Origin of the sequence: Alistipes timonensis JC136, assembly GCF_900107675.1 — a bacterium.
Taxonomy (GTDB): Bacteria; Bacteroidota; Bacteroidia; order Bacteroidales; family Rikenellaceae; genus Alistipes; species Alistipes timonensis.
The window spans coordinates 106,544-126,203 of record NZ_FNRI01000002.1 but is presented as its reverse complement, the minus strand read 5'-3'; the positions used below and the strand labels follow the sequence as shown (position 1 = coordinate 126,203).

The following is a 19,660-nucleotide window of genomic DNA, read 5'->3' as shown; positions in this document are numbered from 1 at the left end:
TAACAGCGAATCGTTATGAAAAGAATGAAATATATCCTTTTATTGACTCTCTCTGCGGCGGCTCTGCTCCTGGGTAACGCCGGCTGCCAGAAAGAGATGGACAGCGAGCTCGACGACCGCGCCGGGGACATGCGCAGCATCTACGAACTGCTGGCACGCGCCTATGAGCACCTGAAGTCGTCGTTCTACGTGCCTGTCGAGACGGGCCCTGCGGCGGGATTCACCGCCGGCGGCTACATGATGGCGGCCTATTGCGACGAGGCGCAGGAGGCTACCCAGTCGTCGTCCGTGTACGACTGGTACCGGGGCAGCATTTCCGCTTCGTACATGCCGTTGTGGTGGAACAATGAGAATTCGGGTTCGGACCGCTGGTCGGGCCTGTTCAACTGCATCTTCAGTTGCAACGAGGCCCTGAAATACCTGGAGGACCCCACGCTCGAAACCGACTATGAAGAGGCCCAGCGGAATCAGATGATCGCCCAGGCCTATGCACTGCGGGCCTACTCCTATCTTCAGCTTATCAAACGCTGGGGCGGCGTTCCTGTCCTGCGCGAAGCGCTCGAAAGGGACCACGACTACTCGAAGGACAAGCGGGGCAGTTTCGCCCAGTGTGTCGATTTCATCCTCGAGTCGTGCGACAAGGCGCTTGCCGCGGACGATGCGCTGCAATGGCCGCAGCGATTGCTGAGCTATTCGAATCCCGAGTTGAGCCGTGCCGCCATCTGGGCCGTCAAATCGCAGGCCGTGCTTTATGCCGCCAGCCCGCTGTGGGCCGACGACTATGCCGGGACCGAGAAATACACATGGGCGCGTGCTGCCGAGATCACCAAACAGGCGCTCGATCTCTGCACCGGCCACGGTCTGGCGCTTGTCGGTGACGCTACGGCGTTTCCGGACGAGTCGAGCATCGGTCTGGCCGCCTATGACAAGTATTTTCTCGCTCCCTATCCCGGTTCCGGGGGCTGGGACACCGAAACGCTTTACCAGCCTACCAATTACGGCAGTCAGAAGCAGAGCCTCGTGTGGCAGTATGCGGGCATGCCGATCGACGACGGACAGGTGTCGGCCGGAGCCTGCCCCACGCAGGAGATGGTGGACGCTTACGAGGTCCTGAACGCCGACGGCTCCGAGTCGACTCCGCTGCTCGACCTGGCGAATCCCTACAATGCCGACGGTACGCCGAATATCTCGCAAAAAGCCCGGGATTTCGGGTATGTGGACTGCTCGGACAAGATGTATTTGAACCGCGACCCGCGTTTCTATTCGACCATCTATTACGATGGCGTGAAGGTGAAGCTCGAAAACGGCGAATACGGGGTCGAAACCTATGTCGGCGGTAACTGCGGACTGTCGCTGTCGCCTTCCAGCCGGCGCAACACCTGCACGGGTTACTACCTGCGCAAGTTCAACAACGTGCAGTCGAGCACCAGCGGCGGTAACAAGGACGGTTATATCCGCATGTATCGTCTGGCGGAACTTTACCTCAATTTCGCCGAGGCGGCTTACCGGGCCTACGGCAACGCCGATCAGCAGGCTCCGGCCACCGAGGTGCTGGAGATGGAGGAAGGGGACGACGGTGAAATGGTCGAAAAGCTCAACACCTACGGAACGCCGATGAGCGCCCGCGATGCGGTCAATGCCGTGCGCGCCCGCGTCGGAATGCCCGGTGTGGCCGACAACGGCGATGCTTTCTGGCTGCGCCTGTGCAACGAGCGCCGCGTGGAGCTGGCTTTCGAGGAGCACCGTTTCTTCGACGTGCGCCGCTGGACGAAGCCCGACGGCGACCTCTCGAAGACCGATAAACGGGTGACGGGCATGCGTATCGAGCTGCAGAACGGCCGGAAAGTCTATTCCCGCTTCTCGTTCGACCGCCAGAACTATACCTCCAAATTCCTCAAATACCCGGTCAGTCTGGACGAGGTTCGCAAGATGCTCAGCCTGACCGGTGAAAACTGGCAAAACGACGGATGGAACTAAAGTAACGGAAACTGAAATAACCTCAACCAAAAAAAGCAATGATTATGAAAAAAACACTGAAACTTCTTGCGATGGCCCTGATGGCCGGTGCAATGTTCACCGCATGCGGTGGTGATGACAAAGGTGACGAACCGGGACCCGGCCCCGGACCCGGTGACGGTATTCCCGGCGTAAGCGTCGACAATATGCTGAGCGGATCGGTGAAGGCCGGTTTCGCCGGAGCGATCGAGATCATGGGTTCGGGCTTCGATCCGGCTCAGGACTGGGTGTATGTCGGTTATGAGAAGGACGGCAAGACCGAATACGTACGTATTACGGATGATGTGCTGACAATTAAGTCGGGCCGTATCACGTTCGGCGTGAGCATCAATGCCCCATTCCTCGACAAAACCTTTAAGGTGTACCTCGACCGTGAGACGACGAAGATGGCGCTCACGAAAGACCTGACCTTCACGATGCCGACCGTTGCCGAGGGCTACATTCCCGATCCCTACTTCCGGGCCACGCTGATGTCGACGCACCCGCAGCAGGGTAATGCCGAAATTGCTCCGCTTTTCGACGCCTACGGGTTGATCGACGTTGCCGGAGCCGCTAAGATCGAAACGATCAACCTTTATGCAAGCGGCGCCACGTCGCTCGAAGGCATCGAGCTTTTCACGCACTGCAAACGTATCATAGCGCATGAAACGTCCAGTCTGGTAAAAGCCGATTTTTCGAAACTCAAAACGGATCAATATCTGTTTGTCACGATGGAGCGTTCCGGAGCCTTGGAGGAGGTGATTGCCGGCCCGACGATCTCCCGGTTGGATATTTATAACTGCGAAAAATTGAAGACGGTGGATCTGCACCTCAACAAGTGGATGCACAATCTGCAGTGCTTCAGCGACCCCGCTATCGAGACTTTCGATATCCGCCGGGAGCATACCGGCACTTTCAAGGATAAGGAAAAGGAACCTGCGGAATATTGCGACGGCGATAATCAGTATACGGTTTTCGAGTCGGGTGCTGTCATGCAGCTTCCGGACAACGTCCATATCCTGGTCGATTACGCATTTATCACGGAAAAACGCCAGGCCGGGGATAACGGCAGCTTTAAGGGGGTTTACAATGCCTGGACGCGCGGTGCGACGATCGACGTCTATTCGTCGAAGGATATCTCCAAGAAGCTGGGTACCGTTCCGATGTATAAGGACGATGCCGGTGCGCTGACGCTGACGGGAGCCAACGGTTGGGTTCCCGCAGAGACCGAATAGCATTTCTGAGGGTGTCACTCCAATTTTCAGGAAAGATGAAACGAATTTCCGATAATCTCGCAATGGCGCTGCCGGTCGGTACGCTGATCTCGCCCTGCGGTATCGGGAGTGCGCAGGCATCTGACGTGACCGAGTAAACCACCGGTGCGGGGACTTCCTTGCGGGGAAGCACCGTACCGGTTTTGGATAAATAACCGGATAGCAAAACCTGTAAAACAATTACTGCAATGAAATCTGCATTTAAATTTTTCGCCCTGTCCCTGTTGGCCGGGACGATGTTTGCCGCCTGCGGAGGCGATGAGAACGAAACGGAAGTACCACCACCACCCAGCCCGATTGAAATTACCAACGAGGTGAACGGGGTTATAAAGGCCGGCATTGCCGACGCGATCGTCATTACGGGTTCGGGCTTCGATGAAAGTCAGGACTACATTTATATCGCCTATGACAAGGAGGACGGCACAACCGTCTATGATCGGATTCCGAAAGATGTGCTGACGATAAAAGCCACCCGTATTTCATTCGGCGTGAACGTCGGTGCCGCTTACCTCGACAAGACGGTGAAGGTCTATCTCGACCGTCCGGGCTATGACAAGATCGCGATTTCGGGTGAAATCACCTTCTCGCTTCCGAGCGTTGAGGAGGGTTATATTCCCGATGTCGCCCTGCGCGCCGTACTGAGCAATGCCGATAAGAATCCGAACGTGGTATTTTCGCCGCTCGGGCTGCTCGATGTCAATAATGCCGCTACGATTACGAATAACGGCAACGGATACGCTCTCGACATCAGCGATTGCGCTTGTACGTCGCTGGAGGGTATCGAGCTTTTCAAGAGCGTCACCGGCTTGGTTCCGGCCTGGGGTATGCCCAATATCAAGGAGATCGACCTTTCGAAATGGGAGGCCAAAGGGATTGAGTTCTTCTGCGAACGGGCGGCCAGTCTCGAGAAGTTTGTCGGTCCTCCCTATGCCTACCGCATCCGGACCTATGACAGCCCCAAGCTGACCCATGTGGACGTGCATAACTGCGACTGGCTCCGGTGGCTGGAGATCAGCAACTTCGAGACCGGTGGCGGAATTAATGCGCCTAATTCGGCCGTGACGTATCTCGACATCCGCCGCAACCAGTCCGGAACCTATGCGGACACGCCGACGAAGGTCGGGGAGATGGCGATGGTCTGGAACAATGCCGACCAGGGTTTCAATGTGGCCGATAACGCTACGATCCTGATCGATTCGCATTTCCTGATCGAGCATACGCTGGAGGGCGCATGGACGCCGATCTACAACGCGTGGAAAGACCGTGGTGCGACGATCAAGGTCTATTCGACGATCGATCCCCACCGTGACGAACTGCTGGGTACCGTTCCTTCCGCCAAGGAGATGCCCGATGCACTTGTCAATGCAAACAAGAACGGGGATGGCTCGCCCGCGAACAAATGGCAGGTGGACGATCCCTACACGGACAAGAACGAAGCTCCGGGCAATAAATAATCCGCAGCATTTATCTCTTAACGACTCCCGTACCGAAAGGTGCGGGAGTTTTTATGACGCAAAAACGGGTGCATCCAGCGGATGCACCCGTTTAACGTTGTCGGGGAAATTCCCGGCGTCAGGCTTTCTTCGAGTGGGCGTTGACCACGCCGATGAGGAACACCAGGTAGAGCCATACGATGCTCAGGGCGATGATAGCGGCGCCCTGCGATCCGAATGCGTCGGTGATGACGCCCAGCACCGGCGGAATGACGGCGCCGCCCGCCACGCCGACGATCAGCAGGGCCGAGACCTCGTTCGCCCGTTCGGGAACGCGCTGCATCGAGATCGAGAAGATGATTGAGAAAAGGTTGGCGTAGCCGACTCCGAATATGGCCACGCAGGCCAGTATGGCCCAGAGTCCGTGGAGGAAGATCATGCCTACGAGACCCGCCAGCGCGACGAAGACGCTGGCCGTGAAGAATTTGCGTTCGGGGAGCTTCATCAGCAGGATGCCTCCGAGAAATGCACCCACCGTGCGTGCCAGGAAGTAGACGCTGTTGCCCATGCCGGCATCCGTGAGCGGCAGGTTGCAGCGCTCCATCAGCAGTTTGGGAAAAGTGATGCCCATGCCTACGTCGACGCCCACCAGGACGAGGATGCCGATGAAGAAAGCCACGATGTATTTGTCTTTGAGCAGCGAGAAGGTGTGGCCGATCGAGATGTCGGCGCTGGCGACCTTCTGTTCGGCGATCGGGGTCAGCCACAGCCAGACGAGGGCCAGCAGCGAGATGGCGGCGTAGATCGGGAAGATCATCTTCCAGCCGAGGAAACTGCCCGTCACGGCGGCCGCGATGATCGGGCCGAGGAACGAGCTGACGGCCTTCACGAACTGTCCGAGAGTCAGCGTCCCGGTGAGTTTGTCCCCGGCGATGACGTTGGTCACCAGCGGGTTGAGCGACACCTGCAGCAGCGTGTTGCCGATGCCGATCAGGGCGAAGGCGATCAGCACGGCCGTGAAGTCGTAGGCGATGAGCGGGACGATCATCGCGGCCACATGGAGGGCGAAACTCAGCAGGACGGTCTTTTTGCGACCGATGCGGTTCATCAGCATGCCCGTGGGGATCGAGAGCAGGAAGAACCAGAGGAAGCAGGAGAGCGAGATGAGGTTGACCATCGTGTCGTTCATGCCCGCAAAGTCGTTCTTAACGTAGCTCGTCGAGACGCCGACGATGTCCACGAATCCCATGATGAAGAATCCGAACATCACGGGGAGGATCTTGCGCAGTGAAATTTCCTTGTTCATTTGTTTGGGTTTTGGTTACTTTTAGCGTATTCAGTGTTTACTTAAACGTTTAAGTTGAATGGGCAAAAAAAGGACTCACTGGTCCCTGAATTCCATCCGGCAGGGGAGCACCTTCGATTCGGGCACGTATTCCCCCGCTGCGGGGTCGTTGGATTGGCGGATCTGGTTCAGGAGTATCCGCACGGCATTGCTGCCGATCTCCTCGATCGGGAAATGGGCGATGTTCATCCTGGGTGCCAGTACGCGGAAGAGCGAGTCTTCGTGCATGCTGGCCAGGCCCCAGTTGCCGTCGTTGATGTCGATGCCGCGGTCGTAGAAATAGCGCAGGGCTTCGATGGCGAGGATATGCGTGGTGAAGAAGAACGCGTCCACGTCGGGTACGGCGTGGAAGATACGGTCCAGCGTGCTGTAAATGTTGTCCTGGTAGTTGACGTAGGTCACCTCCCCGTAGAGGTCGGGGTTGATGCGGATGTGGGCGTCGGAAAGGGCATTGGCATATCCTTCGCGGCGCATGTCCATTGTCAGCAGGTGGGGGTTGGTCGTAATGATGGCGATCTTGCGGAAACCCTTGTCGATCAGGTGCCGCACCAGTTTGTAGCTGCTCTCTTCGTTGTTGATGATGACGTAGTTGACGCGCATCTCGGGAAAATAGCGGTCGAACAGCAGCACGGGGTAGTGGCTGTCGACCAGGCGGCTGATCTCGCGTTTCGAGATTTTGGTGGGGGCGATGATCATGCCGTCGACCTTCTTCGAGCGGAACAGGCGGATCATGGCGTTCTCGCGCTCGATCTCGGAGTTCGAGCTGGCGATCATCAGCGAATAGCCCTCCTTTTCGGCCTCCGACTCGATCTGGTGGGCGATGTGGGCGTAAAAACTGTCCGATATGGAGGGAAGTATCAGGCCGATGGTCTTCGAAATTCCGGTGTTGAGGCTCCGGGCCAGCAGGTTGGGTTCGTAAGATAGTTCCCGGGCGCAGGCGAAGACCCGGTTCTGGGTCTCCGCGCTGATTCCTTTTTTGTTGCCTTGTCCGGACAGCACCCACGAAACGGTCGTTTTCGAGAGGTTCAGTTTTTCGGCTATGTCTTTGAGTGATACTCCCACGATGTATTTCTAAAGTAAGTGAAGAAGAAATGTTGACATTTCATACAAAGTTAAAATTTATTCTGCATTTAACAAATAAAAAATAGTGAAAAAAATGCCTTTCTCTTTTCTTTTGGACCCATTGTGCCGGTCGGGACCGATCAATTATTGTGCCCTGTGGTTTCTGCTTTTTCCGGTTTCGGCCCGCGGGGGAGGAATGAGGGACTTTCCGAGTGTCAAAAATAAAACTTTTAAGGTCATTAATCAAAAGCCGAGGTCCCGATAAATTGCTATTTTTGTATAAATACCCGAGGTTGGAAAAACGCTCACTTTTCCGTTTCAGAACAACGAAATGCGAATGCGGTTCGCGGTGCGTCCGACGGAACTCCGGCCGAGGGACCCAAAAACCGGCAAAAAACAATGACTGACCCGATGCCCCGGCTGCTGAAACTGGCCGTTTCGATCTTTTTCGTTAGCTTTTCCCTCTCCGTTTCGGCCGCCCGGCCCCAACTTCCCCCGGCGTGGGACGGATCGCCCGCCCGCTTCGATTCCCGTACCTATGCATATATGCCTCCCGTGCGTATCGTCGCGCAGGATGAACCCGGCCTGATCTCGGGCTGCGACCTGCTGCTCGAATCCGGCAACGGGCAATCCGACTTGCAGAATGCCCGTATCTGCGTGCTCCGCAGCCGTGACGGCCGCCGTCCGGGGCTGCTGCTGGATTTCGGCCGCGAACTGCAGGGCGGACTGCGCATTGTGACCGGCATGCCCGCGGACAACAGACCCGTGAGGGTCCGCATCCGCTTCGGCGAATCGGTCAGCGAGGCGATGTGTGACATCGACGGCGTGAACGGCGCTTCGAACGACCATGCCGTGCGCGACTTCACGCTCGCGCTGCCGTGGCTCGGCACCGTGGAGTGCGGCGACTCGGGGTTCCGTTTCGCGCGCATCGACCTGCTGGACGACGACCGTGAACTCCACCTCAAACAGGTCGAAGCCGTCTTCCAGTACCGCGACATACCGTACGTCGGATCGTTCCGCTCGAGCGACGAACGCCTCGACCGCATCTGGGCGACCGGCGCCTATACCGTCCATCTCTGTATGCAGGAGTTTCTGTGGGACGGCGTGAAGCGCGACCGGCTGGTCTGGGTCGGGGACCTGCATCCCGAGATCATGACCGTCAATTCGGTCTTCGGCTATAACGAGGTCGTGCCGCGCAGCCTCGACCTGGCCCGCGACACCACGCCGCTGCCGGGATGGATGAACGGCATCAGTTCCTATTCGCTGTGGTGGATCATCATCCACAGCGATTGGTATCGTTACCACGGCGATCGGGCCTACCTCGCCGAACAGCGTCCTTACCTGACGGCGCTGTTGCGTCAGATTTTCGGGAAAATAGGTCCCGACGGGCGCGAACGGCTGGACGGCACGCGCTTTCTCGACTGGCCGTCGAGCGACGATGCCGCGAGCACGGCGGCGGGTCTCCAATCGCTGACGATCCTGGCCCTCGACGCCGGGGCCGGGCTGTGCGATGCGCTGGGCGACGCCGCACTGGCCGCCGAATGCCGGACTAAGGCCGCACTGATGCGGAACTGCCCGGTCGGGGACGGCGGCGAGGCCAAGCAGGGGCGTTCGCTGATGGTGCTGGCCGGGCTTGCCGATCCGGCTGAGACCGACCGCGATTACATCTCGAAGGGCGGTTCGAACGGTTTTTCGACTTTCTACGGCTACTATATGCTCCGGGCGATGGCCGCTGCGGGCAATTACGAGGGGGCGCTGGAGCGCATCCGGGAGTACTGGGGCGCGATGCTCGATCTCGGGGCCACGACTTTCTGGGAGGATTTCGACATGGCGTGGCTCCCGGCGGGCCGCATCGACGAGCCGGTTCCGGCCGGGATGCGCGACCTGCACCGCGAATGCGGGGCCTATTGCTACAAGGGATTCCGCCACAGCCTGTGCCACGGCTGGGCGTCGGGACCGACGGCATGGCTCACGGAGTATGTGCTGGGTGTCGGGGTCGTGGAGCCCGGCTGCCGCCGCCTGCGTATCGACCCCCATTTGGGCGACCTGGAATGGGTCGAGGGAACTTTCCCGACACCTTACGGCGTGGTGAAGATTCGTCACGAGAAGGCCGCCGACGGTACGGTGAAAAGCCGCGTCGAGACTCCGCGCGGCGTGAAGGCAGAACTTGTGAAACACAACAGATAACCAACTTAAACAGATTCGATTATGCAACGTATCGTATTGAATGAAATCTCCTATTTCGGCGCCGGATGCCGCTCGATGATTGCCGACGAGGCGCGCCGCCGGGGTTACAGGAAAGCCTTCTTCGTGACGGATGCCGACCTCGTCCGCTTCGGCGTGGCCTCCAAGATCGAGGAGGTGCTTCGCGGAGCCGGCATTCCCTATGAAATTTTCAGCGACGTGAAGGCCAATCCGACCATCGCCAACGTACAGCACGGCGTGGCTGCCTTCAAGGCTTCGGGTGCCGATTTCATCGTGGCGCTGGGCGGCGGTTCGGTCATCGACACGGCCAAGGGTGTCGGCATCGTGACCAACAACCCCGAATTTGCCGACGTGAAGTCGCTCGAAGGCCCCGCCGACACACACCGCCGCGCCGTACCGACCTTCGCGCTGCCGACCACCGCCGGAACCGCCGCCGAGGTGACGATCAACTACGTCATCATCGACGAGGAGGCCCGCAAGAAGATGGTCTGCGTCGATCCCAACGACATTCCGTCGGTGGCGATCGTCGATCCCGAACTGATGTACTCGATGCCCAAGGGGCTGACCGCCGCGACGGGCATGGACGCCCTGACCCACGCCATCGAGGGCTATATTACCAAAGGTGCGTGGACGATGTCCGACATGTTCGAACTGAAAGCCATCGAGCTGATCGCGCAGCATCTCAAAGCCGCCGTCGACGACGGCAAGGATGCCGCGGCGCGCGAGGGGATGTCGGTGGCGCAGTACATCGCCGGCATGGGCTTCTCGAACGTGGGACTCGGCATCGTGCACTCGATGGCGCATCCGCTGGGCGCTTTTTACGACACGCCCCACGGCGTCGCCAACGCCCTGCTGCTGCCCTATGTGATGGAGTATAACGCCGAGTCGGCCGCCGCTCCGAAATACCGCGACATCGCCCGCGCCATGGGTGTCAATACCGACGGAATGAGCGTCGAAGAGGGCGTCGCCGCTGCCGTGAAGGCCGTCCGCGACCTCTCGCTGAGCATCGGCATTCCCCAGCAGTTGCACGAGATCGGTGTGAAGGAGGCCGACATTCCGGCGCTCTCCGTGGCGGCTTTCAACGATGTCTGCACGGGCGGCAATCCGCGCGACACGTCGGTAGCCGAGATCGAGGCGCTTTACCGCAAAGCCTTTTAACCCGCAGGGCTTATGAAGAACATACGCCTGTGCGCCCTTGCGGCGTGCTCGATGCTTCTGGCGGCCTGCGACGGGCCGCAGGGTTTGGAGGAGGGATTTCGCAATCCCTCCTCGGCCGGTGTCCAGACGTCGGTCTACTGGTATTGGATTTCGGGAAATGTCTCGAAGGAGGGCGTTGCCGCCGATCTCGAGTCGATGAAGCGTATCGGCATCGACCGCGCTTTCATCGGTAACATCGGACTTCCCGAAGCGGAGGGAACTCCCCGGGGCCCCGTGAAACTCTTCACCGAGGAGTGGTACGAGATCATGCACACGGCATTGAAGACCGCCACCGATCTGGGGATCGATATCGGCGTGTTCAACTGCCCGGGCTGGAGCCAGGCGGGAGGACCGTGGATCGAACCCGGAGAGGCGATGCGCTACCTGGCCACCGTTTCCGCCGAAGTCGAAGGAGGCCGGGTGGTGGAGGTCGCGCTTCCGGTCTCTTCGCCCGACTTTACCGATGTGCGGACCGTTGCCGTGCCGCTGCCCGAAGGGGTGCTGCGGCTCGACGCCTCGTCGGCCCGCGTGAGTGGTTCGGCGGGCGCCGCAAAGGCGCTCGACGGCGATCCTGCGACGGCGCTGGAGTGCGTGCCGGGACGTGATGCGGTAGTTGAAGTAAAGCCGTCTGAGACCTTCACGTTGCGGTCTGTGCGGATTTATCCGGTCCATGCGCCCTTTGCCGCAGCCGCGGAGTTGCAGGCGGTGAAAGACGGTCGCACGACCGTACTGCGCCGCTTCGATATCGACCGCACGAATCCCTCCCCGGAGGTGGGATTCGATCCCTACGCCCCCGTTACGATCGCCTGTGAGCCGACCGAAGCCGACGCTTTCCGGCTGGTGGTGAGCGGCGCTTCGGCGAACGGCGGTCTGGCCGAAGTGGAATTTTCAGCCCTGCCGCTCGTGGAGCGTTATTCCGAAAAATCGCTGGCCAAGATGCACCAGACGCCGCTGCCGTACTGGGACGACTATATGTGGGACCGTCAGCCCGCCGGGACGGACACGACGGCCGCCGTTGCGCCCGGATCGGTCGTCGATATCAGCGATTGTCTCGCCGGTGACCGTGTGCGCTGGGAGGCCCCTGCCGGACGTTGGATGATCCTGCGCACGGGCATGGTGCCGACCGGGGTGATGAACGGCCCCGCATTGGAGGACGGTGCGGGCCTGGAGGTCGACAAATGGAGCCCCGCGCATCTGGCGAAGCATTACGACGCTTTCGTCGGCGAGCTGTGCCGCCGCATTCCCGCCGCCGACCGCAAGTCGTGGAAGGTCATCGTGGCCGACAGCTACGAGAAGGGCGGCCAGAATTTCGGCGACGATTTCTTCGAGGCGTTCGAGGCCCGCTACGGCTACGATGCGCGTCCTTACCTGCCCGTGTTCAGCGGCCTGACGGTCGGCGACCGCGACCGTTCGGACCGCTTTCTGTGGGACCTGCGGCGGATGATGGCCGACCGGCTGTCGTACGACCATATCGGCGCCCTGCGCGAACTGGCCCACCGCGACGGCTTCACCACATGGCTCGAAAATTACGGACACTGGGGCTTCCCCGGCGAGTTCCTGCAATACGGAGGCCAGTCGGACGAGGTGGCCGGGGAGTATTGGAGCGAGGGCGAGCTGGGCGACATCGAGAACCGCGCCGCTTCCTCCTGCGCCCATATTTACGGCAAGAATAAGGTTTCGGCCGAGTCGTTCACGGCGGCTTTCTCGCCCTATGCGCGCCATCCTTACAGGATGAAACAGCGCGGCGACCGCTTCTTCTCGGAGGGCATCAACAACACGCTGCTGCACGTCTACATTTCGCAGGCGGCCGACGGCCCGAAGCCGGGCATGAACGCCTTTTTCGGCAATGAGTTCAACCGCAACAACACGTGGTTCGGCCAGCTGGACCTCTTCATCGCCTACCTCAAACGCTGTAACTTCATGCTCCAGCAGGGGTTGAACGTGGCCGATGCGGCCTATTTCATCGGTGAGGACGTACCGAAGATGACCGGCGTGTGCGACCCGGCGCTGCCGGCGGGCTACCAGTTCGACTACATCAACGCCGAGGTGCTGTGCCGTGACGCCACGGTGCGCGACGGCCTGCTGACGCTTCCCCACGGCACGCAATACCGCGTGCTGGTGCTGCCGCGGCAGGAGACGATGCGTCCCGAGGTGCTGGAACGGGTGATGCAGCTCGTGCGCGAGGGCGCCGTGGTGCTGGGACCCGCCCCGACGCGCTCCCCGAGCCTTGCGGGTTATCCGGAGGCCGACGGCCGCGTGCAGGCGATGGCCGCCGAGCTGTGGGGACCCGAAACGGGGAAACACGTCAACCGTTACGGCAAGGGCATGGTCTTCGACGGCTGTTCGATGGCGGAGGTTTTCGAAGCGATCGGCCTTGTGCCCGATTTCGGGCATGACGCATCGCTGCCGCTGCTGTTCGGACACCGGACGACGGACGGCGCCGAGATCTATTTCGTGTCGAACCAGTCGGAGGAGCCGATCGGGTTCACCGCTTCGTTCCGTGTTGCGGACCGCCGTCCCGAGTGGTGGCAGCCCGTGACGGGAGCCGTGCGCGACCTTCCGGCCTGGCGTGCCGAGGGGGCCGTGACGGAGATTCCGATGCGTCTCGAACCGCTGGAAAGCGGCTTCGTGGTTTTCCGTAAACCGGCGGCGGAATCCGCTGCGGAATTCACAGCCGATGCGAATTTCCCGCGTCCGGAGCCGATCGCCGCGGTGGACGGCGCCTGGCAGGTGCGCTTCGAAGCGCCCGACGGGGTAGGGAATTTCACCCTTGCAACCGATACGCTCGGCGACTGGTCGCAGAGCGCCGACGAACGCCTGCGCGGATTCTCCGGTACGGCGACCTATTCGACGACCTTCGAAAAGCCCGCCGCCGACGGCGGCCGCATCCTGCTCGACCTGAACCGCGTCGGGGTGATGGCCAAAGTCCGCGTCAACGGCGCCGATGCCGGAGGTGTCTGGACGCCCCCGTACCGGGTGGACGTGACGGACCTGCTTCGTGAGGGCGGGAACGAACTCGAGATCGAAGTCGTCAACACATGGGTCAACCGCCTCGTCGGCGACAGCCGTCTGCCCGAGGCGGAACGCCGCACGTGGACGCCTTACAATCCCTATACGCCCGAATCCCCGTTGCAGGAGTCGGGGCTGATCGGTCCCGTGACGCTGCAACGGGTCGCGCTGTAAAGCCTGTCTGCAAACGAAAATCCCGCACTCTGCGATGAGTGCGGGATTTTTCGTATCGGGGTGTCGTCCCTATTTCGAGATCAGGTTTTCCCGCTCGATGTCCTTGAAATAACGGTAGGTGGCTACGCGCAGCTCCTCGGCGGCCGGATCGTCGCATACGAGGATGCCGTTGGGATGCACCTGCAGTGCCGAGACGGTCCACTGGTGGTTGTACGAGCCTTCGACGCCGTGGCGTACCGCGCGGGCTTTCTTATGTCCCGTGGCGAGGATCAGCACCTTCTTGGCCGACAGCACCGTACCCACGCCGACCGTCAGCGCGGTCTTCGGTACGAGGGTCGTGTCGCCGCCGAAGAAGCGGGCGTTGACCTGGATCGTGTCCTGCGTCAGGGTTTTGATGCGTGTGCGCGAGTTGAGCGACGAGAAGGGTTCGTTGAATGCGATGTGCCCGTCCTCGCCGACGCCGCCCATGAAAAGGTCGATGCCCCCGGCCTCGACGATGCGGGCCTCGTAGTCGGCACACTCCTTCACCAGGTCTTCGGCATTGCCGTCGAGGATGTTGACGTTTTCGGGCTTGATGTCGACGTGTTTGAAGAAGTTGTTCCACATGAACGAGTGATAGCTCTCGGGGTGCTCCTCGGGAAGCCCCACATACTCGTCCATGTTGAACGTGATGACGTTCCTGAACGACACCTCGCCGGTCTTGTGGCGGCGGATCAGCTCCTTGTAGGTTTCCAGCGGGGTCGAGCCCGTCGGGAGGCCCAGCACGAACGGCGACTTGGTCACCTGCTCCTTGGCCTTGATCTGTTGGATGATGTAGTTGGCGGCCCACTGGGCGACTTGCTGCGGTGTATTTTCGATGATTAAACGCATGGTTGTAAACGGTTTGGGGTTAGAACATTTTTACGAAGACCTCGATAGCCTGGTATTCGGCCATGCCGAGCCGGTCGTAGAGCCGTGCGGTGTTCTGCGTGCGTTCTTCGGCCCGCTGCCAGAACTCGCGGGGATCGCTGCCCGGGAAGGGCATGATGTCCTTCTGCGAGAGGTGGCGGTAGATGGCGTGGCGCTTCATGATCAGCTCGTCGGGCGACAGGGGCACGGCCATGTCCACCATGCCGAGGTCCCACTCCATCCACGCGCCGCGGTAGAGCCATAGATGGCACTCTTTCAGCCACTCGTCGTCCTTCACCACATCGAGCGCCCCGAGGATGGCCTCCATGGCCGTACGGTGCGTGCCGTGGGGATCGGCCAGGTCGCCGGCGGCGTAGATCTGGTGAGGTTTGATCTCGCGCAGCAGTTTGACGATGATGTCGATGTCCTTTTCCGTGAGCAGGCCCTTTTTGATGCCGCCCGTCTCGTAGAACGGCAGGTTGAGGAAGTGGGCGTTGGTGTCGGGGTTCAGGCCGAACGAACGCACGGCGGCGCGTGCCTCGGCGCGGCGGATGGCGCCTTTCAGGTCGAGCAGCGCGCGCGGCTCGGGTTGGCCCTTCTTCTTGGTGGCGATAACCTGCTCGACCTCGGCGTAGTGGTTGCCGAAGCCCAGTTCGCGGGCCGTGTCGATGTTCTGCAGCACGACGTCGTCATGCACGGCCACGTTGCCCGAAGTCTCGTAGGCCACGTGTACGTCGTGGCCCTGCTGGACGAGGCGGATGAACGTACCGCCCATCGAGATCACGTCGTCGTCGGGGTGGGGCGAGAAGATGACGACCCGCTTGGGGAACGGCGACGAGGGGACGGGGCGCGTCGAGTCGTCGGCGTTGGGTTTGCCGCCCGGCCATCCCGAGATGGTGTGCTGGAGGTCGTTGAAAACGTCGATGTTGATCTGGTCGAAGGGGCGGCCCTGTTCGAGCAGTTCACCCAGCGAGTTCTCGATGTAGTCCTTGTAGGTGAGCTTCAGGATCGGCTTCTGGACCACGCCGCAAAGCCATACCACGGCTTTGCGGACGAATTTCGGCGTCCAGTCGCACGGTCCCACCAGCCACGGCGTCTGCTCGCGGGTCAAAAGCTGCGCGGCGTTCTCGTCGATCACCACCTCGATATTCGAGTGCGCCTGCAGGTACGAGGCGGGAACCTGTCCCGTGATCTCGCCCTCGACGACCTTCTGCACGATGTGCGCCTTCTCTTCGCCCCAGGCCATCAGGATGATGCGGTCGGCGCGCATGATCGTGTCGATACCCATCGTGATCGCCATCTTGGGGGTGTTCTCCAGCCCGAAGAAGGCCCCCGACTGAATCTTGCGGGTGTTGTAGGTGAGCTGCACTAGCCGCGTGCGCGAACGCGAGTAGGAGCCCGGCTCGTTGAAGCCGATCTGCCCGTCCTCGCCCACGCCTATAATCATCAGGTCGATGCGGCGCACCGAGTGGTCGTACGACGCGCAGTACTCCGAGACCTTGTCCTCGGACATCGTGCCGTCGGGAATGTGTACGTTCTCGGGCAGGATGTCGATGTGGTTGAGGAACTCCTCGTGGATGCGGTAGTTGCGGCTCTGCTGCTCGGTCGATCGGATCGGGTAGAACTCGTCGAGGCTGTATACGGCCACGTTGCGGAAGCTGATCTGTCCCTCCTCGTGGCGTTTCACCAGCTCGCGGTAAAGGCCCAGCGGGGTGCGTCCCGTCGTGAGACCCAGCACGAAGGGCTGCGACTCTTCGTAGACCTCGTTCGAGCAGTGTAGCTCGTTGTAGGTGCGGATCGCCTTGACGATGTTGTCGGCGACGTACTGCACGCCTTCGTATTCGTTTTCATAGACCCGCGTAAGGATTTTTTCGTAGCGGTGAATGATGTCGCGGGGGACCGATTCGGCAATCAATCCGCCGTCTTTGGGCAGGGAATACTTGTTGTTCATACGTTTATGTAATTTGTTAGCCTTTCTATCTGTCGGTTTGCTGCCGATCGGTGTTGTCGCCGCCGTTGGCGTCGTTTACAAGTCTGACCCCACCCCAAACCCCTCCCTCGGGAGGGGCTTGTCGCGACGCGACCGGATTGTCTCTCAGTTTTTAGCTTTTCACTTTTAGCCGTTTACTTTTCAAACGTCACCGCTTCGAAAAACTCGGGGCGGTGGAAATCGGGTTTTTCCGTCCGTATGGGCCTCCACGACAGAAAATGGGGGTGCGAGAGCTTATCGCCGCACTTGTAGAGGTTCATGCGGGCCTCGAAGCCGCTCCAGTCCGTCAGCGCATGGCGGAAAAGCGCCTGCGGGGGAATGGCCAGCGTCAGCGACCAGCGGTTGTCGCCCTCGCGTTCGGCGAACGGTTCGCCGAAGGGGAACGTCGTGAAGCGTTTTACGCCTGCCAGCACCTCCGCCGGGGCGTATTGCAGGTCTTCGTTCCGCGCCTTGCGCCCCGCGAGAAGCATCCGCCCGATGCAGGTGGTTTCGAAATTGTAGTACAACCCCTCGTCGGGGGCGATGAAGAACTCCACGCACGAATCGGTCCAGACCTGGCCGTTGTCCTCGGTGACCAGCGCCGCCGTGTAGTTCTCCGCGACGTCGAAGCGCAGCAGCAGCCAGTCGCCCGTGTGGAACATGCGGAACGATACCTCCGGCGCATAGGGGAATTCCCCGGGCCAGTTGCAGCATGCGATGTGGCAGGGGTTGATCTCCGCGAAGGCCTGCTCCACGGCTGCCCGGTCGTCGGGCGAGATGCCTGTGATTTTGCGAACTTCCATAGCTTACCTGTATTTGGCCACCGTTTCCCGTACGATGTCACACATCGTGCCGTACTGCTCCTCCATGCTGCGGAGCAGCTTGTACTGGGCACGTGTACGTACGAGGTTGTGCTCGGGGTATTTGATCTTATAATAGGTGTCGCCGTCGATGTAATCCATCAGGAAGCGCAAAACCTGTTCGAACGTGATGTAGCGCGCCGAGAAGGCCAGGTGGTCGATCTCCGGCGCGGTCAGCTGTTTCGCCCGCTGCGAGAGATAGCCCTCGGTGTATGCGCGGAACATGTCGAGCGACATGCCCACGCGCGAAAGGTCGCGGTCGTCCTCCTCGCCTGTGTTGGCATAGGAACGGATGGCGTCGCCGAAGTCGTTCAGCGACGTGGAGTTCATCACCGTATCGAGGTCGATGGCGCACAGCACCTCGCCCTTCTTGTCGAAGAGGATGTTGTTGATCTTCGTGTCGTTGTGCGTCACCCGCGTGGGGATCGTGCCGTCCTCGACCTTTGACCAGAACCCGAGCATCTCGCCGCGCCGCGACTCGATCCAGCCGATCTCCTCCGTCAGATCCTTCACGCGCCCTGCGGCGTCGCGGCATAGGGCCTCGTCCCACTGCACGAAACGGTGACGGATGTTGTGAAAACCTTTGATCGTCTCAGCCAGCGGCTCGGTGAAGTCCGCCAGCTGGGCCTGGAACTTGCCGATGCCCTCGCCGCCCTTGCGGGCCAGCTCCGGGGAGTCCGCCTTGTTGTAGGCAGTCGTGTCGCCGATGAAGACCGATACGGCCCAGTAGTCGCCCTGCGAATCCACGAAATAGTATTTGCCGTCGTGGGTCGGGACGATCGTCATCACTTCGCGCCGGGGATCGCCTCCCTCGGCCACGACGCCGCGGCGGATGTGATCCGTGACCTTGCGGATGTTCTCCATCATGGCCGGAACGTCGGGGAAGATGTTCTTATTCTTCCGCTGGAGGATGTAGTCGGGGGCATCGCCTTCGGTGCGGACGATGAAGGTGTCGTTGATAAAACCCTCGCCCAGCGAGTCGATTGCCGCGATAGCGCCCTCCAGGGCAAACTGAGACGCGATTTTCTGTAATTCTGCCTTCATAAGGTAGTTTGGATGTTAGGTTCTGATTGCAACCCCAAAGTTACTGAAAAGAACGCAGACTTGCAACCTGCAATCCCGAAAAAGCCTGCGCTTTCCAAAGAAAGGCAGGCTTTTTCGGGTTGTGTTATTTGATCGTGATGCGTCCGGATTATCCGATCCAGCTCGTCAGCAGCTTCATCGCGCCGTCGGGCGTGAACGCGAGCGACCCGGCCGAAGCGGGGATCAGCACCGTCTCGCCCTGATGCACGGAGACCTCCGCGCCGCTGTCGTCGGCGATCGTGCCGCGGCCCTCGATGCAGATCGCCACGACGAACGAGTCGAGGTCGGCGAGGTCCAGCGTCTCGGGAGCGGTCAGGTCCAGCAGCGACGTGGTGAAATAGGGGCATGAAACCAGCTCCACACGGCTGTTCTGCACGGCCTCGTAATGCGTCCGGTAGTCGGGCAGCACGGTGTAGTCGATGGCCTCCTTCGCCAGCTCGGTGTGCAGTTCGCGGGTGTTGCCGTCGGCATCGCGGCGGTTGAAGTCGTAGATGCGGTAGGTGATGTTCGAGGTCTGCTGGATTTCGGCGATGAACGCCCCGGCGCCGATCGAGTGTATGCGCCCTGCGGGCAGGAAGAAAACGTCGCCCGGGTGGATTTCGTAGTCGGCGAGAATGTCGGTGATGGTGTTGTCGGCGACGCTGGCGGCGTATTCGGCGGGTGTCACCTGCTTCGAGAATCCCGAACGGAGGTGCGCCCCCTTGTCGGCGGCCACGACATACCACATTTCGGTCTTGCCTTTGGACTGGTGGCGCTCCCAGGCCAGCTCGTCGTTGGGGTGAACCTGGATCGAGAGGTCCTGCCGGGCGTCGATGAATTTGATGAGCAGCGGGAACTCCTCGCCGAAGCGTTCGAAATTCTTCGCGCCCAGCAATCCGGCTCCGTGGCGGGCGATCAGTTCGGGCAGCGTGGTCCCGGCCTCGGGACCTTCGGCGACCACGGATTCGTTGCCTTTCACGCCCGAGAGCTCCCAGCTCTCGCCGACCTGCTGCTGCGAGGTCTCGATCTGTTTATAAGGGGCTATTTTGTCGCCGCCCCAGATCAGCGATTTCAGAATCGGTTGAAACTTATACATAGTTTGTCCTATATTGCTTTTTATAACGTTCGTTCGTATCAGCCGGCTGTATTCGCCGCCTCCGGCGTCGTTTACAAGTCTGACCCTCCCC

13 protein-coding genes are annotated in these 19,660 nt (G+C 60.4%); 6 read left to right on the top strand and 7 right to left on the bottom strand.

Annotated elements, in window-relative coordinates; all coding sequences use genetic code 11:
* Nucleotides 1–15 precede the first annotated feature (15 nt).
* The 3 genes from BLU78_RS02985 (at nt 16) to BLU78_RS02975 (ending at nt 4,723) form a co-directional block, all read left to right on the top strand.
* The gene (locus BLU78_RS02985; protein WP_229096289.1) at nt 16–1,977 is read left to right on the top strand and encodes a RagB/SusD family nutrient uptake outer membrane protein; all 1,962 of its coding nucleotides are present in this window, start codon (nt 16–18) and stop codon (nt 1,975–1,977) included.
* Between the two features lie 44 nt (nt 1,978–2,021).
* Complete coding sequence (locus BLU78_RS02980; protein ID WP_231290885.1) at nt 2,022–3,230, top strand: hypothetical protein; 1,209 nt, start codon at nt 2,022–2,024, stop codon at nt 3,228–3,230.
* A gap of 227 nt (nt 3,231–3,457) precedes the next feature.
* Entirely contained in the window at nt 3,458–4,723 is a 1,266-nt protein-coding gene (locus BLU78_RS02975; protein WP_231290887.1) for a hypothetical protein, read from the top strand.
* A 118-nt stretch (nt 4,724–4,841) separates the two neighbouring features.
* On the opposite strand, the gene BLU78_RS02970 is transcribed toward BLU78_RS02975, so the two are convergent.
* Both BLU78_RS02970 and BLU78_RS02965 read right to left on the bottom strand, forming a co-directional pair.
* Nucleotides 4,842–6,008 (bottom strand): MFS transporter, encoded by a 1,167-nt coding sequence (locus tag BLU78_RS02970; protein WP_010264139.1) that lies wholly within the window; start codon nt 6,006–6,008, stop codon nt 4,842–4,844.
* A 75-nt stretch (nt 6,009–6,083) separates the two neighbouring features.
* Nucleotides 6,084–7,109, bottom strand: coding sequence for a LacI family DNA-binding transcriptional regulator (locus BLU78_RS02965; protein ID WP_010264143.1), 1,026 nt, complete (start codon nt 7,107–7,109; stop codon nt 6,084–6,086).
* 411 nt (nt 7,110–7,520) lie between these two features.
* On the opposite strand from BLU78_RS02965, the gene BLU78_RS02960 reads away from it, so the two are divergent.
* Genes BLU78_RS02960 through BLU78_RS02950 form a run of 3 tightly spaced genes read left to right on the top strand, consistent with a single transcriptional unit; the run spans nt 7,521 to nt 13,694 of the window.
* Nucleotides 7,521–9,296, top strand: a complete 1,776-nt coding sequence (locus BLU78_RS02960) for an alpha-L-rhamnosidase-related protein (protein ID WP_010264147.1) — start codon at nt 7,521–7,523, stop codon at nt 9,294–9,296.
* 21 nt (nt 9,297–9,317) lie between these two features.
* Complete coding sequence (fucO, locus tag BLU78_RS02955; RefSeq protein WP_010264151.1) at nt 9,318–10,472, top strand: lactaldehyde reductase; 1,155 nt, start codon at nt 9,318–9,320, stop codon at nt 10,470–10,472.
* A gap of 12 nt (nt 10,473–10,484) precedes the next feature.
* Nucleotides 10,485–13,694: a glycosyl hydrolase gene (locus BLU78_RS02950; RefSeq protein WP_010264155.1), complete on the top strand. Its 3,210-nt coding sequence runs from the start codon at nt 10,485–10,487 to the stop codon at nt 13,692–13,694.
* A 69-nt stretch (nt 13,695–13,763) separates the two neighbouring features.
* Here BLU78_RS02950 and nagB read toward each other — a convergent pair whose 3' ends face one another.
* From nagB to BLU78_RS02925, 5 genes are all read right to left on the bottom strand, one after another.
* A complete protein-coding gene (nagB, locus tag BLU78_RS02945; protein WP_010264159.1) occupies nt 13,764–14,564 on the bottom strand; it encodes a glucosamine-6-phosphate deaminase in 801 nt (266 codons plus the stop codon).
* 19 nt (nt 14,565–14,583) lie between these two features.
* Complete coding sequence (locus BLU78_RS02940) at nt 14,584–16,533, bottom strand: 6-phosphogluconolactonase (RefSeq protein WP_010264163.1); 1,950 nt, start codon at nt 16,531–16,533, stop codon at nt 14,584–14,586.
* 173 nt (nt 16,534–16,706) lie between these two features.
* Complete coding sequence (locus BLU78_RS02935) at nt 16,707–17,354, bottom strand: carbohydrate-binding family 9-like protein (protein ID WP_010264166.1); 648 nt, start codon at nt 17,352–17,354, stop codon at nt 16,707–16,709.
* Between the two features lie 3 nt (nt 17,355–17,357).
* Nucleotides 17,358–18,455, bottom strand: a complete 1,098-nt coding sequence (locus BLU78_RS02930; protein ID WP_010264170.1) for a phosphotransferase enzyme family protein — start codon at nt 18,453–18,455, stop codon at nt 17,358–17,360.
* A 148-nt stretch (nt 18,456–18,603) separates the two neighbouring features.
* Nucleotides 18,604–19,569 (bottom strand): type I phosphomannose isomerase catalytic subunit, encoded by a 966-nt coding sequence (locus BLU78_RS02925; RefSeq protein ID WP_010264173.1) that lies wholly within the window; start codon nt 19,567–19,569, stop codon nt 18,604–18,606.
* Nucleotides 19,570–19,660 lie beyond the last annotated feature (91 nt).